The organism is Agathobaculum sp. TL06, from assembly GCF_054658635.1.
This window is the reverse complement of record NZ_BAAGGY010000020.1, coordinates 17,362-30,096: the sequence shown is the minus strand read 5'-3', so window position 1 is coordinate 30,096 and position 12,735 is coordinate 17,362. Positions and strand designations below refer to the sequence as shown.

Sequence of the window (12,735 nt, the reverse complement as noted above, 5' to 3'; positions counted from 1 at the left end):
GTCTGCAAAAGGCCTACCCGCCGCGCCGCTCCACCGCCCCTGCCGGACAGATGCGGTAGCAGTTGCCGCAATGGAGACAGTGCGCGGGGTCGATGCTGCGGGGAACCGAAGCGCTGATACAGCCCGCCGGACATACGCTGCGGCACCCCTGACAGCCGATACACTTATCCGGATCGATGCGGTATCCGCTTTCCCGTGCGGTCCCGCCGCCAAAGGAAAAGCACTGGCGGTAGGGAGGCAGCTGTCCCAGGTCAAAATACTCCCCCTCGCCTTTGTAAATCTGAAAGACCTCCAGCGCGTCACGGCTCTTTTCCGTGGGATAGATTTTGGCCATATAAGGGTTTTTCTCAAAAATCTCCGCCAGACGTTGCTTTCCAATGCTGCGCACCGCGCCCCGCAGGGAGATCGCCAGGGTGGAAAGCGTATCGCGGCCTTTCATGCCGGTGAGCGCTACAAAAGGCTTTGCCGTCAGGCGGGCGTAAAAGGCTTTGCCCCTGGCGGTCAGGAAATAAAGACCCGCGGCATCCGCCAGCATCAGGTCGATCACACAGGTCTGGGGCAGGCCGTGCGCATCCAGGGTGGCGAACACGGTGGAATGGATGTCCGCCTGAAGGGTTGTCAAAATCTCTTGCGTTGTCATTGCGCGGCCTCCTTGTGAAAACGAAAGGGCGGTTGCGGAAAACGGACGCGCGGCCCAGGCCGCCGGCGCTTGTGCGGGGCGGCTTGGGCCGGCTTCCGATGGCTGTCCGCAGGCTTACAGGTCATATTCCCGCGGCGGGTTGCCGGAAAAATCAGCGATCACCGCGTGCGCGCCGGCCAGATAGAACACCTCGAAAATGGGGTTGTCAGCGGTCTGGTACTGGCTCTTGACGATGGGGTTCTGGAGACACATCTCCTTAACGGGCAGGCTGTCCTCAAAGACCGCTTTGCCGTTCAGGCGGATCCAGGCGTAGGTGGGGCTGGAGACGCTGACCTCCACACAGGGATTGGCCTGCATATCCTTGTAGACCTCTTTCTGATTGTTGGTGCAGAACCACAGCCTGCCGTCCATCTCCCCGGCGAACATAAAGGGGCGGCACTTGGCCTTCCCGTCCCGTCCGACGGTGGCCAGATATTGCACCGGATTCTCGTTCAGGAATGTTACAACTTCGTTCATTTTTTTGACCTCCAAACTGTTTTCTGTGGGAACGGGTTGCTTTTTGCTTCCGTTGCTTTTATAATACTTCCATACGGCTCTGCTGTAAAGTAAGCACAATATTGTGCTATAGTTACCATTTGGATACTAAGGGAGGAATATGAATGGAAGCCGAGAAGCCGGTGAACCGGAGACCCGAAAGGGAACTGCCGGCCTGCCCTGTGGAAACGACGCTTACCCTCATCAGCGATAAATGGAAGGTGTTGATTCTCCGCGACCTGATGCCGGGGACAAAACGGTTTGGAGAGCTGAAAAGGTCCATCGGCCATGTAACGCAGAAGGTCCTTACCGCGCAGCTTCGGGAGATGGAAGCGACCGGCCTGCTGACCCGCAGGGTTTTTGCGGAGGTGCCGCCCCATGTGGAGTATACGCTGACCGATCTGGGCTACAGCCTCAAGCCGGTTCTGGATGCCATGTGGAACTGGGGCGAGGCATACAAGGCGAAAAACGCACAATAAAAAGCAGGCCGGGGATGGTTGTCCCCGACCTGCTTTTTTACTGCGGGAAAGACGCTTCCGCTGCTGAGGCGCCGAAAATGCGGTCATAGAAATAGGTTTTGAAGTCCTCGATGTCCATGCCCTGATACTGCTCGTAAAGCTTGCGGCACACACGGTCCGTAGGATAGTTGAGCTGGTCCCTGCCGTCGTTCACCGCGGTCCATACGGTCTCCGCGGCCTGTTCCGGCCCCGGGAATGCGGCGTTGCCGTCAAGCAGGTAGGCGCGCTGCCTGGCCGCTGCTTCCTCATAGCCATCCAGAATGTTGACAGGGGTTTGGAAATGGGTGCTGGTGCCGCCGGGAATCATCGCCGCCACCTTGACGCCAAAGGGCTTCAGTTCATAGTACAGGGATTCCACCATGCCCTGCTGGGCGCGCTTGGCCGCGCCATAGGCGCCGTCGCGGGGGAGGGCGATGATGCCGGCCAGCGAGGTAGTGGTCAGGATTGCACCGCCCTTGCGCGCTTTGAAGTGGGGGATAAACTGCTGTGTCACCAGCATGGTGCCGAGCACGTCGGTCTCGAAGAGCTTGCGGATCTCATGCTCGGGCAGCTTTTCGAAAGGTCCCATTATGCCGTAACCGGCGTTGTTGAACAGTACGTCCACATCATAGGCGTCCAGAGCTTTCCGGCTGGTTTCACGAATTTGTTTCGGATTCGTCAGGTCCAGCGGCAGGACGACCACATGGGGCAGGGCGGACAGGCTGCCGGCCTTTTGCGGATTGCGCATGGTGGCGATGACACGCCAGCCGTGTTCCGCGAAATATCGGGTGGTTTCACGGCCGATGCCGGAGGATGCGCCCGTGATAAAAATGGTTTTCATAATCATTCCGCTCCTTTGCGGTTGGAATAGGCAGATTGCTTTTTCGCCGCGGCTGTTCTGGCATTGGCCATTGCCTCTGTGCTTATTATATGATAGGATAGGTTATAAGTAAATTTCATTTTTTATAATATGGAGATAATCAAATGATGATGAATCGGGGCCTCGAGGTATTTCTCAGGGTGGCGGAGTGCGGAAGCGTCACACGGGCCGCCAAAACGCTGTATATCACGCAGCCGGCCGTGAGCAACGCCATTGCGAAATTGGAGGCGGAGCTGCAGGTCAAGCTGTTTTTTCGGGATAAACGAAACGGGCTGCTCCTGACCGATGCGGGGCGGAGGATTTTGCTGCTGGCCAAGCAGATGGAAGATTTGGACAACCGCATCGCGCAGACCGCCTATCGGGAAAATCATTTTGTAGAGGGGCGCCTGCGGATCGCCGCCCTGACCTCCCTTGTTTCGACCATTCTGTCCAAAGCCCTGAAAGCATATCGGACTGCCTTCCCGGGCGTGCGCGTCGAGCTCAGGGAAGGAAGCCCGAACGATATTTTTCGCATGGTGGAGGAGCATGACGTGGATTTCGCGGTGTCCTGCTCGCCTTTTGGAAAGTTCGACTCCATTCCGCTGCGCCGCGACCGCATGGCCGCTCTGCTGCCCGGGGAATCCCCCTCGGTTTCGGAGATCGACCTGAACGACCCGCCCGACCTGCTGATTATCAACAAACCGGCCTATGAAACAATTTTGGACCATATTCGCCAGCCGCTGCCCGCGACGCGGTTCCTTCAGGTGCAGACTGCGGAAACCGCGATCAATATGGTGCGGGACGGTATTGGAATCGGCATCCTGTCCGAATATACGATGGAAACGCTGGCGGCAGGGCATGCGAAATATCCGGTTAAGCCGGAAATTACTTTTGAGATTGGCCTGTTCGCCAACGACTTGAACGACCTCACGCCCGCCGCAGCGCAATTTGTTCAGATCATCACGCATGAACAGTCCGCTGGATAAGCGGAAAAACAGCGGCGCGCAAACCGGAAAGAGCGGCCGATGGGGGTACGACCGGAGGAAAACAGCAAAATGAACAAAGCGCCAAGGCCGTATAGCCTTGGCGCTTTCCCTGCGGTTTTGCCAAATGATTTATGGGTGCATATACTCTCCCAAGTGCTGGAAGCGTACCGTGCGGGGCGGTCATCCTTGCGAGGTGCCTTGCCGCTCCACCTTATAGCGCAGCCATACGGCGCTGCTGGGGAGAGGTTTGGCTTCCAACAGTGTGAAGCCTGCGGCGGTGTCGTCGCTGATGCCCGGCTTTTCCATGAACAGGGTTTGGGTGCTGGCGGAACCATCGGCGCAGGGCGCAATGACCACGCTCACCTCATCGCACAGACCGGCCTGGATAAACGACCAGTTGAGCACCGCGCCGCCGCCCAGCATCAGTGTTTCTATATGGAACAGCGCGCGCAGCTTTTGCAGAGCCAGGGCCGCGTCAAGCGTTTCCTCTCCGGCGATAATGTAAGAAATCCCCAGCCTGCGCAGGAAGGACTTGTAGGCGTTGGATGCCCGTCCGGTCAACACCTCGATCACATGGGCAGTGGTCGTCTCGTAGTGCAGCACGGCGTCCTTCCAGCCCAGGCGGCCGGCGGGATCGATGGACACATAGTACATGCCGAAGTCCGGCTGGGCCGCGAAGTCTCCGTCCGGCACGGGGGGCGCGTTCTCCTCCAGCGCGGGCTTTTCGTAAAAAGTGAAGTTGTCGTCGGTGGTCACCCGTCCGGAAAGCCAGCCCTGGTGCCGGTAATAGGGATTCTCGCCAAAGGCGATGCGGTAAAAGGCTTCGCCAGCTTCTGCGGCGGCAGGGTGGTCCATGTAATTGCCCATGATTTTCCCATCCAGAGAGGTCATCATGTGGCAGAAAATATACGGCCTTGTCACGCGGAGATGCTCCTTTCCAATCATGATTATTTCACCCGCGACATGAACCATTCCACCGTCTCCGGATCATAGTGGGAGAAGAAAGAACTCTCAGCGGTGTCCAGGGCGGCGATAGCGGCCATGTTGTCCTCGTTCAGGGTAAAGTCAAATACATTAAAGTTTTCCTCCATCCGCTCGACGTGGACAGACTTGGGAATGACCACCACACCGCTTTGGAGCAGGAAGCGCAGCGCGGTCTGGGCTACGGTTTTGCCGTATTTGGCGCCGATCTCAGTCAGGACGGGGTTGGTGAACATCTGGTTCCGGCCCTCGGCAAAGGGACCCCAGGATTCGATCTGGGTATGATGCTTTGCCAGTATCGCGCGGGCAACCTTCTGCTGCTGGAACACATGGGTCTCCACCTGATTGACCGCGGGTGTTACCTCGGCAAAGGCGGCAAGGTCGATAAAGCGGTCGGGGTAGAAATTGCTCACGCCGATCGCGCGGACCTTGCCGGCGCGGTAGGCCTTTTCCATCGCCCGATAGGTGCCGTAGTAATCCCCAAAGGGCTGGTGGATGAGCAGCAGGTCCACATAATCGGTTTGAAGGGCTTGCAGGGAGGCGTCGATGGAAGCCGCCGCCTTTTCCTCGCCGGCGTTGGCGATCCATACCTTGGTGGTGAGGAACAGCTCGTCACGGCTGACGCCGCTCTTGCGCCAGGCGTCGCCCACGCCCTGCTCGTTGCCGTAGGCCTGGGCGGTGTCGATGGAGCGGTAGCCCACGCGGATGGCGTCGGCCACGCACCGTTCGGTTTCAGCCGCGGCCACCTGATATACGCCGTAGCCCAGCTGGGGCATCCTGACCCCGTTGTTCAGTGTTACATAATCCATGATGCTTCCTCCTGTTTTAATCGATGTAATTATGGTTTGAGCGGTCCGTAAAAATACGAGGCGGTCGCGCCGCCGTCCACCAGAAAGTCCGCGCCGGTGATGAAGGCGCCGCGGCTGCCCATGAGCAGCTCGGCCACGCCTGCCACCTCGTCCGGCGTACCGGGACGGCCTGCCGGACAATTGGCGAACATGTTTTTATAAAAATCCCCGCGCGGGCCATTGAATTCGTCGAGCGCCAGAGGCGTGACGATGATGCCGGGGGAGATGGAGTTGAGCCGCGCACCGCGCGTTCCCCACTTGACCGCCTCCGCCATGACCCGCTTGACGTTGCACCGCTTGGCAAGCTGGTAGGCGTGGAGTGTGTCGCGGATGCGTTCCGGCTGGAGCAGGGGGAGGGAGAGCAATTGCTCTGTGGGAGTGGTGGCCAATTGCTCGTCCTCCTCCGGCGTCAGGGCGGGCATGCGGTGGCCCGATTGACTGGAAATGGTCACGCCCGCGCCGCCGGAGGCGATGATTTTGCCCGCCTCTTCCAGCAGCACCGCGGTACCGTACAGGTCCACCTGTAAAATGGTTTCTACCGAAGCCTGGCTGGGGGAAACGCCGGCGGCGTTAATCAGACCGGAGATAGGGCCGCGCGCCTGCGCGGCCTCCAAAAAGGACAGGATGGAGTCCCGACTGGACAGATCCAGTTCTGCGGCCGCGCAATCAAACCCCGCTTGGTTCATGGTTCGGGCGACCGCCTGGGCATGCGCGACAGCTTTGTCCCCAATGACGACCGTTTTCCCGTAGCCTATCCGGCGGGCGATGGCCATGCCGATCTGCCCCGCGCCGGAGAGGAGCAGCACTTCTTTCATAACCACACCGCCTGTTCCTCCTGCAAAAGCCAATCTCGAACCGCCGCTTCCGCCTGTCCCACGCGGCCGCCGACGACCGCCAGCCCAGGCTTGACTATCGCGCCCGAACACAGGCGGCGGATGTCCGCCTCGCTGCGGCCCAGGCCACTGCCCTCGTGGGTGCAGAAGGGATAAATGGTTTTGCCGGTAAAGTCCAGCCCTTCCAAAAAGGTGAACACCGGCATGGGCATGGTACCCCAGTAGTTCGGATAGCCAAGGAAAACAGTATCATAGTCCGCAAAACCTTCCGGCCACGCCTGTAATGCCGGACGGGCGTTCCGGCGCTGGTCGGTCTGCGCCTGGTCGATGCAGGTGTTGTAGTCCCTGGCGTAGGGCTGCACGGGCTGGAGCGCAAACAGTGTCCCGCCTGTCAACCGTGCGAGGATACCTGCGATTACCTCGGTGTTGCCTACGGTCAGGTTTCTCAACGCCCCGCCCACATAGTTCTCATCCCGACGGGAGAAATATGCGATCAGAATTTTCAATATACGCACCTCCGTTCTGCTTCTATTGTACCAGCGGCAGCCTTGACGGGGAATCTCCAATGTGTTAGCATGGTATTAACCTATTGTTGATACATAAGGAGGAGCTATGCTCAACCCATTGCTTACCACCTTCCTGACGGTGGCGGACTGCGGCAGCTTTACCAGTGCCTCCAAACGGCTGTTTATTTCAGCCACGGCGGTGATGAAGCAGATGGACGCGCTGGAAGCGCATTTGGATCTGCGGCTGCTCGAACGCACCCCGCACGGCGTGCGCCTTACTGCGGCGGGGGAAATGATTGCACGGGATGCGCGGTTTTTACAGGACTATGCAAAACGGTCGGTGGACAGCGCACGGGCCGTAACAGCCGACGCGGAAACCACTTTCTGTGTGGGAACCTCGCTACTCAACCCTGCCAAACCGTTCATGGACCTGTGGTATCAGGTCAATCGGGCGTTCCCCGGCTACAAGCTCCATCTGGTCCCTTTTGAGGACGACCATCAGGGCATTCTGGCCGAAATTGGCAGACTGGGAGAGAAGTTCGACTTCCTCGTGGGGGTGTGCGACTCCCGCGCGTGGCTGGACCAATGCGGCTTTCTGACGCTGGGTACCTATAAATGCATGGTGGCGGTGCGGCGGGAGCATCCTTTGGCCGCAAAGAAGCGGCTGACGCTTTCCGACCTGCATGGGCAGACCTTGATGATGGTGAAGGCGGGGGATTCAGGCCTTAACGACAGGCTGCGCGCGGAGCTGCGAAAAAACCATCCGCAGATCCAGGTGGAGGACACCCCGCGGTTTTACGATATTTCCGTGTTTAACCGCTGCGCGGAAACCGGACATGCACTGCTCACACTGGAATGCTGGCAGGATGTCCACCCGGGGCTGGTCTCGCTTCCGGTGGAATGGGAGTACGCTGTTCCATACGGCCTGCTTTATTCCGCGTCGCCCTGTCCGGATGTGGAGCGGTTTGTACGGACAGCGGAACGCGCGGCCGGCCGGATTCGGACGGAGAAAAAACAGCATACCCCATGAGGTGAAGTGAAATGGAACTGGGACTGACCTTTCCTCTGCAGCGATTCCTGAAAATAAAAGCGCCGGACTACGGCACACAGCCGGACCGGCGCTTTTGCTGGGACCTGCATGTGATAGATCTGCGGGGCAGGAAATGCCTGCTCGCGGTCCATTGTCACAGCCGTTATGCATTTGTGCGCTATGATGTGACGCCCTTTCAGTGGGCGAATATCCCCGCACTGTTCCGCATCGGGCTGACGGACAGCCTCACGGCTACCGGTTTTCCGGCAGCGCGGATTGAGGAGTATCTCGGACAGGCGGGGGAGCCGCATGTCACCCGCACCCATGGTCGGCGGGAAGTGGCGTTTCTCAATCGGGCGTGGGAGGATGTGCTGGCGCTTGATCTGTGCCTGGATACCAGCCGCCAGGCGCAGCCCTTGCTGGATTATTCTGTGAACGTCCGTCCGAGCCGGTGCGTGGGATTCGAGGGATTGGGGATGGGACTGAAGCGGATCGCGTGGACATTGGGGACTGAGACTGCCGCGGCGTTGTAAAAGCGTGTTCTTTGTATTATCCAACGGAAGCGGTATAATGAAAAGGCAGAGGATGTTTGATAAGGATGGTAGCAGCCAATGAAACGGATATTGTTTGTAGAAGACGACCCGAGCCTGATCAGCGGCCTGTCGTTTGCGCTGAAAAAGCAGGGCTATGAAATCGATATTGCGCGAACCGGCATGGAGGCAGGACAGCTTTGGCAGAACGGAACCTATGCTCTGGTCATTCTGGACGTGTCGCTTCCGGACGGCTCTGGCTATGACCTGTGCAGAAAAATACGGGAAACGTCCAGGGTGCCGATCATGTTCCTGACAGCGGCGGATGAAGAAACCGATATCATCATGGGACTGGATATGGGCGGCGACGATTATATCACCAAGCCCTTCAAGCTGGCGGTATTCCTGTCAAGGGTAAACGCGCTTTTGCGCCGGAGTGAGGATTTCAACCGGACCGGACCGGAGCTAAGCTCGAACGGCATTCGGGTGCAGCGGATGAAGTGCGAGGTGTATAAAAACGGGACACGGGTTGAACTGACAGCCGGCGAATACAAGCTGCTGTGCCTGTTCATGGAAAATCCGGATATGGTTCTTTCACCGGAGCAGATTTTGGGCAGGCTGTGGGATTGCGAGGAAAATTATATCGACAGCAGCACATTGACTGTCTACATCCGCCGGCTGCGCACGAAAATCGAAGACAATCCGGCCGCGCCGCAGAATGATGAAATTCGTATCGCATGGCGGAAATTTGCGCCGGTTGTCCAGATCGTCGTGCGCGATAACGGTGGCGGCATCCATCCGGAAGATCTGCCGCATATTTTCGAGCGGTTTTACCGCAGCCGTTTTTCGGAGGATACGCAGGGGATCGGGCTGGGGCTGGCGCTTACCAAGGCGGTTGTGGAAGCGCATAACGGAACGATCGAGGCGAACAGCGAGCTGGGCGCCGGCACGGCCTTTACCATGAATTTTCTCATTCCTACAAAATTGTAGGCTGTGTGTCGTCTTGCGGTAGGACGCGCGTGGTACTCTTTCTATACGAAACCAGAAAGAGGTGTGAGACCGAATGGATTTATTAGAGGTGCAGCATGTAAACAAAACCTATGGGAGCGGCGAAGCCGCCGTACACGCGCTGAAAAGTGCGTCCTTCTCGGTTCCCAAAGGGGAATTTGTCGCCGTGGTCGGGGAATCCGGCTCGGGCAAAAGCACGCTGCTCAATCTGATCGGCGCGCTGGATACGCCGACCTCCGGCAAGGTGTATATTGACGGCAAGGACATCTTCTCGCTGAAAGAGCGCAGCCTGACGATCTTCCGCCGCAGGAATATTGGCTTTATCTTCCAGAACTTTAATCTACACCCTGTATATTCGTGGCGTTCCAAAATGCCGGAAAAAGATTTATAATCCCACCGATAGAGGTTATCCGGCATGGGCTACCCGTCCCGTTTTGCGTAGTACGCTTTGACGGTCAAAACCTTTCCGGCGGTCAATGCCTTGGCAATCTGCATCGGCCCTTTTCCCGCAACGCACAAATCGAAAATCCACTTGACTACTTCGGCGGCTTCCTCGTCCACAATCCACTTTTTCTTATCGTTGGGGTCTTTCACATAGCCATAGGACGGGTTGCTGCAAAGATGTTCCACGGCGTTGTCCTTTGCACGCATAATCGCACGGATTTTTTTGCTGGTATCGCGGGCATAGAAATCGTTGAGCAAATTGCGAAAAGGGGTAAAATCGTTGTCGCCTTTGTCGCTGTTCACACCGCCGTTGATGGCGATATACAGTATATCGCGCTCAGCGAAGAAACTCTCGGTGTAGTAGCCAACTTTTAGATAATCCCGCCCCATGCGGGATATATCCTTGACAATAACCGTTTTGACCTTTCCCGCTTCCGCAAAGCGCATCCTCTGCATCCTCTTGGGACAGGCGGGCATATAATACGGTAGTGTTGTCGGGATAAATTTTCGTTGTCAGCATTGTTCATTCCTCCTGCAATGAACGCCCGACAAACAGGTTGCTATCGCTATTATAACGCTCCTTCATTTCCTTGCCACCAGGCGGCTTTACGGTTTCCGACTTAATTAAGCGTGTCATTTTGTCATAGAGCAGTTCGGAGCCACCGCAGGAAGTTTCAATTTCAAAGACCGTCCCGCCGATTTTGTAATGGACAATTTCGTGCAGGGGGTTGCCCTTTTTCGGCAAGAAATTTTCGCGTTTCGTTTCTCGCTTCTTTTCCATTCCTTTCCCGTCCTTTCCTTGATATTGAGTAGGAAGCAAGCACAGAAAATGGGTACCCACTTGCCCTTTTCGGCTTATTGGGAATATCCCAAACCCTCTGTTCCTCTTACTCATTATCCCGTCTGTAAAGGCCGATTTGTTGCATTCTGCTCCTCACTATATGAAAATCCGAAAAATATATTGACTTACCAGGCGATTTGTGATATATAGAATAAAAAGATATGTTTCTGCCGAGAAACGCTTATTTTTGCTCCATTAGGCCATTGAAGGAGTAAAAGTAGGCGTTTATTTTTTATGGATTATGGAGGTCTATATGGTATTTCGAGAAATGAGAAGAAAAAAGCAGGTGCTATCTCAAAAAGAAGTTGAGGATATTCTGCATAAGGGGACATCTGGTGTGCTTGCCCTCTTAGGCGACAATGATTATCCCTATGCCGTTCCAATCAGTTATGTGTATGACGACGGAAAAGTCTATTTTCACAGCGCAAAAAGCGGTCATAAAATAGACGCTATTCAAAGGACTGCAAAAGCGTCGTTTTGTGTGATTGATAAAGATTTGATTGTGCCGGAGGAGTACACGACTTATTTCAGAAGTGTAATTGCTTTTGGACGAATACGGATAATCGAAGATGATAGCGAAAAAAGAGCAGCGATAGAAAAATTGGCAATGAAATATGCGCCGGAAGATACTGCCGCAAACCGCGATTATACTATAAGCCTCGAGTGGAAGCTTCTTTGTATGTTGGAAATGACAATCGACCATGTTACAGGAAAAGAGGCGATAGAACTTGTAAAAGAAAGGGAAAATAAGTAAATAGACTGTAAATAAAATCAGCCCGCCGGGGTTTCATTTTATTGTGTAGTAGGCCAGCGTTACACAAACGCTGGTCTTTTTTTATTTGTTAGGAGGATTGATTATCATGTATGAAGGCAAACCACACACTTTATTTGCCAAATATGCCGTACCGCAAATGATTGGATTGCTGTTTAACTCGGTCTATATGATTGTTGACGGTGTATTCATTGGCAATCGACTTGGTCGCGATGCTATGGCCGCCGCTGCTGTTTCTGTTCCGCTTGTCGAGATACTGATTGCGTTGTCCATGGCGGTTGCCACAGGCGCAGGCGTTTTGATTTCCTCACATCTCGGTCAAGGTGAAAAAGAAAAGGCACGTCACATTTTTAGCCTTGCCGCCTTATGTACGGCTGTTATGGGACTGCTGATTAGCGTATTGGGAAATATTTTTATCCACCCGCTTGCTGAACTTTTAGGCTCAACTCCGGTTATTCATGATGAAGCAATCAGTTATATGTGGTATATCGTTACTTTTTCCCCGTTCCTGCTTTTTAGTTTCTTGTTAAGCGGTCTGGTGCGTAATGATAACCGTCCAAAACTTGCCATGTTCGCTCTCATGTTTGGCTCTGTATCAAATATTGTTTTGGACTATGTGTTTATGTACCCTTTGAACTTGGGTATTGCCGGTGCAGCCTTGGCTACCGCACTTGGCCCTATTTTCAGCGTTTTAATTATGCTGCCCCACTTTATGTTTAAGCGCGGCGATTTGTACTTAACGAAATTCAAATTGAAATGGCGGAGCGTTTGCTCGGTCTATGTACTTGGCTTCCCGTCCTTTATCATGGAGTTTACCATTGGCATTATTACCTTTGTATATAACTTTGCCATCGTGCATTATGGTTTTGGAGAAATCGGACTTGCGGCTTACCTTGTAATTGGCTATCTAATGTTAATTATTTTGACGTTGTTTCTTGGCATGGCGCAGGGCTTGCAACCCGTGTTTAGTTATTTTATGGGAACAGGAGAAGAAAAACGGAGCAAATCTCTGCTTGGTTTTTCCCTTAAAGCATTTTTAGCGATAGGTATTTTGTGCTATATCTTGATTGTTTTCTTCTCCCGCGGCTTTTTCTCTATTTTTAACCCGGGAGATATTGAACTAATCAACTTTATGGAAAGTAAAAGCCTACCTTACTTTTCCGGCTTCTTCCTTGCGGGATTTAATATTTTAATGATTTCCTATTGGCAGGCAAACGAGAGAACAAGTAAAGCCCTTACGGTATCTCTATCCCGTAGCGTAATATGGCCGCCAATTTTAATTGCCGTTCTTCCGCTGATTTTTGGCAGCGAAGCCGTATGGATCTGCCATTCTATCAGCGAAGTTATGACGGCGGTTACAGCAGGTGTTTTGATTGTTTATTTCAAGCGTAAAAAAGAAAATCAGAAAGTTGGATTTTAAGGAGGG

At 54.6% G+C, this 12,735-nt stretch carries 16 protein-coding genes and 2 pseudogenes; 9 read left to right on the top strand and 9 right to left on the bottom strand.

The features are described 5' to 3' along the window. Positions 1-13: 13 nt before the first annotated feature. Together ACYQ3S_RS12180 and ACYQ3S_RS12175 are read right to left on the bottom strand one after the other, a co-directional pair. Positions 14-640, bottom strand: a complete 627-nt coding sequence (locus ACYQ3S_RS12180) for a 4Fe-4S binding protein (RefSeq protein WP_459689429.1) — start codon at positions 638-640, stop codon at positions 14-16. A gap of 114 nt (positions 641-754) precedes the next feature. Continuing rightward, positions 755-1,156 carry a pyridoxamine 5'-phosphate oxidase family protein gene (locus tag ACYQ3S_RS12175; protein ID WP_459689427.1) on the bottom strand — a complete coding sequence of 134 codons (402 nt, stop codon included), beginning with the start codon at positions 1,154-1,156 and terminating at the stop codon, positions 755-757. A gap of 143 nt (positions 1,157-1,299) precedes the next feature. Here ACYQ3S_RS12175 and ACYQ3S_RS12170 point away from each other — a divergent pair, with 143 nt between their 5' ends. Continuing rightward, entirely contained in the window at positions 1,300-1,653 is a 354-nt protein-coding gene (locus ACYQ3S_RS12170) for a winged helix-turn-helix transcriptional regulator (RefSeq protein WP_459689426.1), read from the top strand. A gap of 37 nt (positions 1,654-1,690) precedes the next feature. On the opposite strand, the gene ACYQ3S_RS12165 is transcribed toward ACYQ3S_RS12170, so the two are convergent. Beyond that, positions 1,691-2,512 (bottom strand): SDR family oxidoreductase, encoded by an 822-nt coding sequence (locus ACYQ3S_RS12165; RefSeq protein WP_459689424.1) that lies wholly within the window; start codon positions 2,510-2,512, stop codon positions 1,691-1,693. 143 nt (positions 2,513-2,655) lie between these two features. Here ACYQ3S_RS12165 and ACYQ3S_RS12160 point away from each other — a divergent pair, with 143 nt between their 5' ends. Then, complete coding sequence (locus ACYQ3S_RS12160; RefSeq protein ID WP_459689423.1) at positions 2,656-3,516, top strand: LysR family transcriptional regulator; 861 nt, start codon at positions 2,656-2,658, stop codon at positions 3,514-3,516. A 180-nt stretch (positions 3,517-3,696) separates the two neighbouring features. Here the strand turns inward: ACYQ3S_RS12160 and ACYQ3S_RS12155 are convergent, their stop codons facing one another. From ACYQ3S_RS12155 to ACYQ3S_RS12140, 4 genes are read right to left on the bottom strand one after another with little or no spacing between them, the layout of a single operon-like run. Further along, on the bottom strand, positions 3,697-4,437 hold the full coding sequence (locus tag ACYQ3S_RS12155; protein WP_459689421.1) for a dihydrofolate reductase family protein: 741 nt from the start codon (positions 4,435-4,437) through the stop codon (positions 3,697-3,699). Positions 4,438-4,463: 26 nt separating this feature from the next. Next, positions 4,464-5,306, bottom strand: a complete 843-nt coding sequence (locus ACYQ3S_RS12150; RefSeq protein ID WP_459689420.1) for an aldo/keto reductase — start codon at positions 5,304-5,306, stop codon at positions 4,464-4,466. A 29-nt stretch (positions 5,307-5,335) separates the two neighbouring features. Further along, positions 5,336-6,160, bottom strand: a complete 825-nt coding sequence (locus tag ACYQ3S_RS12145) for an SDR family oxidoreductase (RefSeq protein ID WP_459689483.1) — start codon at positions 6,158-6,160, stop codon at positions 5,336-5,338. Further along, positions 6,157-6,693 carry a flavodoxin gene (locus ACYQ3S_RS12140; protein WP_459689419.1) on the bottom strand — a complete coding sequence of 179 codons (537 nt, stop codon included), beginning with the start codon at positions 6,691-6,693 and terminating at the stop codon, positions 6,157-6,159. Before ACYQ3S_RS12140 ends, ACYQ3S_RS12145 begins: the two co-directional genes overlap by 4 nt. Positions 6,694-6,790: 97 nt before the next feature. Here ACYQ3S_RS12140 and ACYQ3S_RS12135 point away from each other — a divergent pair, with 97 nt between their 5' ends. From ACYQ3S_RS12135 to ACYQ3S_RS12115, 5 genes and pseudogenes are all read left to right on the top strand, one after another. Continuing rightward, positions 6,791-7,714 carry a LysR family transcriptional regulator gene (locus ACYQ3S_RS12135; protein ID WP_459689418.1) on the top strand — a complete coding sequence of 308 codons (924 nt, stop codon included), beginning with the start codon at positions 6,791-6,793 and terminating at the stop codon, positions 7,712-7,714. An 11-nt stretch (positions 7,715-7,725) separates the two neighbouring features. After that, the gene (locus ACYQ3S_RS12130; protein ID WP_459689416.1) at positions 7,726-8,247 is read left to right on the top strand and encodes a DUF6933 domain-containing protein; all 522 of its coding nucleotides are present in this window, start codon (positions 7,726-7,728) and stop codon (positions 8,245-8,247) included. A gap of 78 nt (positions 8,248-8,325) precedes the next feature. Then, positions 8,326-8,961, top strand: a pseudogene (locus ACYQ3S_RS12125) (response regulator transcription factor); the annotation flags it as partial. Continuing rightward, a complete protein-coding gene (locus ACYQ3S_RS12120; RefSeq protein WP_459689481.1) occupies positions 8,935-9,234 on the top strand; it encodes a sensor histidine kinase in 300 nt (99 codons plus the stop codon). The pseudogene ACYQ3S_RS12125 and the gene ACYQ3S_RS12120, both read left to right, overlap by 27 nt. Before the next feature lie 73 nt (positions 9,235-9,307). Beyond that, positions 9,308-9,601, top strand: a pseudogene (locus ACYQ3S_RS12115) (ABC transporter ATP-binding protein); the annotation flags it as partial. A 71-nt stretch (positions 9,602-9,672) separates the two neighbouring features. On the opposite strand, the gene ACYQ3S_RS12110 reads toward ACYQ3S_RS12115, so the two are convergent. Together ACYQ3S_RS12110 and ACYQ3S_RS12105 are read right to left on the bottom strand one after the other, a co-directional pair. Continuing rightward, positions 9,673-10,143: a recombinase family protein gene (locus ACYQ3S_RS12110; RefSeq protein WP_459689414.1), complete on the bottom strand. Its 471-nt coding sequence runs from the start codon at positions 10,141-10,143 to the stop codon at positions 9,673-9,675. Positions 10,144-10,219: 76 nt separating this feature from the next. After that, positions 10,220-10,477 (bottom strand): hypothetical protein, encoded by a 258-nt coding sequence (locus tag ACYQ3S_RS12105; protein ID WP_459689413.1) that lies wholly within the window; start codon positions 10,475-10,477, stop codon positions 10,220-10,222. Between the two features lie 313 nt (positions 10,478-10,790). On the opposite strand from ACYQ3S_RS12105, the gene ACYQ3S_RS12100 reads away from it, so the two are divergent. Both ACYQ3S_RS12100 and ACYQ3S_RS12095 read left to right on the top strand, forming a co-directional pair. Then, positions 10,791-11,291 (top strand): pyridoxamine 5'-phosphate oxidase family protein, encoded by a 501-nt coding sequence (locus tag ACYQ3S_RS12100; protein ID WP_459689412.1) that lies wholly within the window; start codon positions 10,791-10,793, stop codon positions 11,289-11,291. Between the two features lie 106 nt (positions 11,292-11,397). Next, positions 11,398-12,729 carry an MATE family efflux transporter gene (locus ACYQ3S_RS12095; protein WP_459689411.1) on the top strand — a complete coding sequence of 444 codons (1,332 nt, stop codon included), beginning with the start codon at positions 11,398-11,400 and terminating at the stop codon, positions 12,727-12,729. Positions 12,730-12,735 lie beyond the last annotated feature (6 nt).

Bases quoted from the DNA above. Each gene is read 5' to 3' on its own strand.
- ACYQ3S_RS12180 (WP_459689429.1), bottom strand. From the start codon at position 640: ATGACAACGCAAGAGATTTTGACAACCCTTCAGGCGGACATCCATTCC.
- ACYQ3S_RS12175 (WP_459689427.1), bottom strand. From the start codon at position 1,156: ATGAACGAAGTTGTAACATTCCTGAACGAGAATCCGGTGCAATATCTG.
- ACYQ3S_RS12170 (WP_459689426.1), top strand. From the start codon at position 1,300: ATGGAAGCCGAGAAGCCGGTGAACCGGAGACCCGAAAGGGAACTGCCG.
- ACYQ3S_RS12165 (WP_459689424.1), bottom strand. From the start codon at position 2,512: ATGAAAACCATTTTTATCACGGGCGCATCCTCCGGCATCGGCCGTGAA.
- ACYQ3S_RS12160 (WP_459689423.1), top strand. From the start codon at position 2,656: ATGATGATGAATCGGGGCCTCGAGGTATTTCTCAGGGTGGCGGAGTGC.
- ACYQ3S_RS12150 (WP_459689420.1), bottom strand. From the start codon at position 5,306: ATGGATTATGTAACACTGAACAACGGGGTCAGGATGCCCCAGCTGGGC.
- ACYQ3S_RS12145 (WP_459689483.1), bottom strand. From the start codon at position 6,160: ATGAAAGAAGTGCTGCTCCTCTCCGGCGCGGGGCAGATCGGCATGGCC.
- ACYQ3S_RS12135 (WP_459689418.1), top strand. From the start codon at position 6,791: ATGCTCAACCCATTGCTTACCACCTTCCTGACGGTGGCGGACTGCGGC.
- ACYQ3S_RS12130 (WP_459689416.1), top strand. From the start codon at position 7,726: ATGGAACTGGGACTGACCTTTCCTCTGCAGCGATTCCTGAAAATAAAA.
- ACYQ3S_RS12110 (WP_459689414.1), bottom strand. From the start codon at position 10,143: ATGCGCTTTGCGGAAGCGGGAAAGGTCAAAACGGTTATTGTCAAGGAT.
- ACYQ3S_RS12105 (WP_459689413.1), bottom strand. From the start codon at position 10,477: ATGGAAAAGAAGCGAGAAACGAAACGCGAAAATTTCTTGCCGAAAAAG.
- ACYQ3S_RS12100 (WP_459689412.1), top strand. From the start codon at position 10,791: ATGGTATTTCGAGAAATGAGAAGAAAAAAGCAGGTGCTATCTCAAAAA.
- ACYQ3S_RS12095 (WP_459689411.1), top strand. From the start codon at position 11,398: ATGTATGAAGGCAAACCACACACTTTATTTGCCAAATATGCCGTACCG.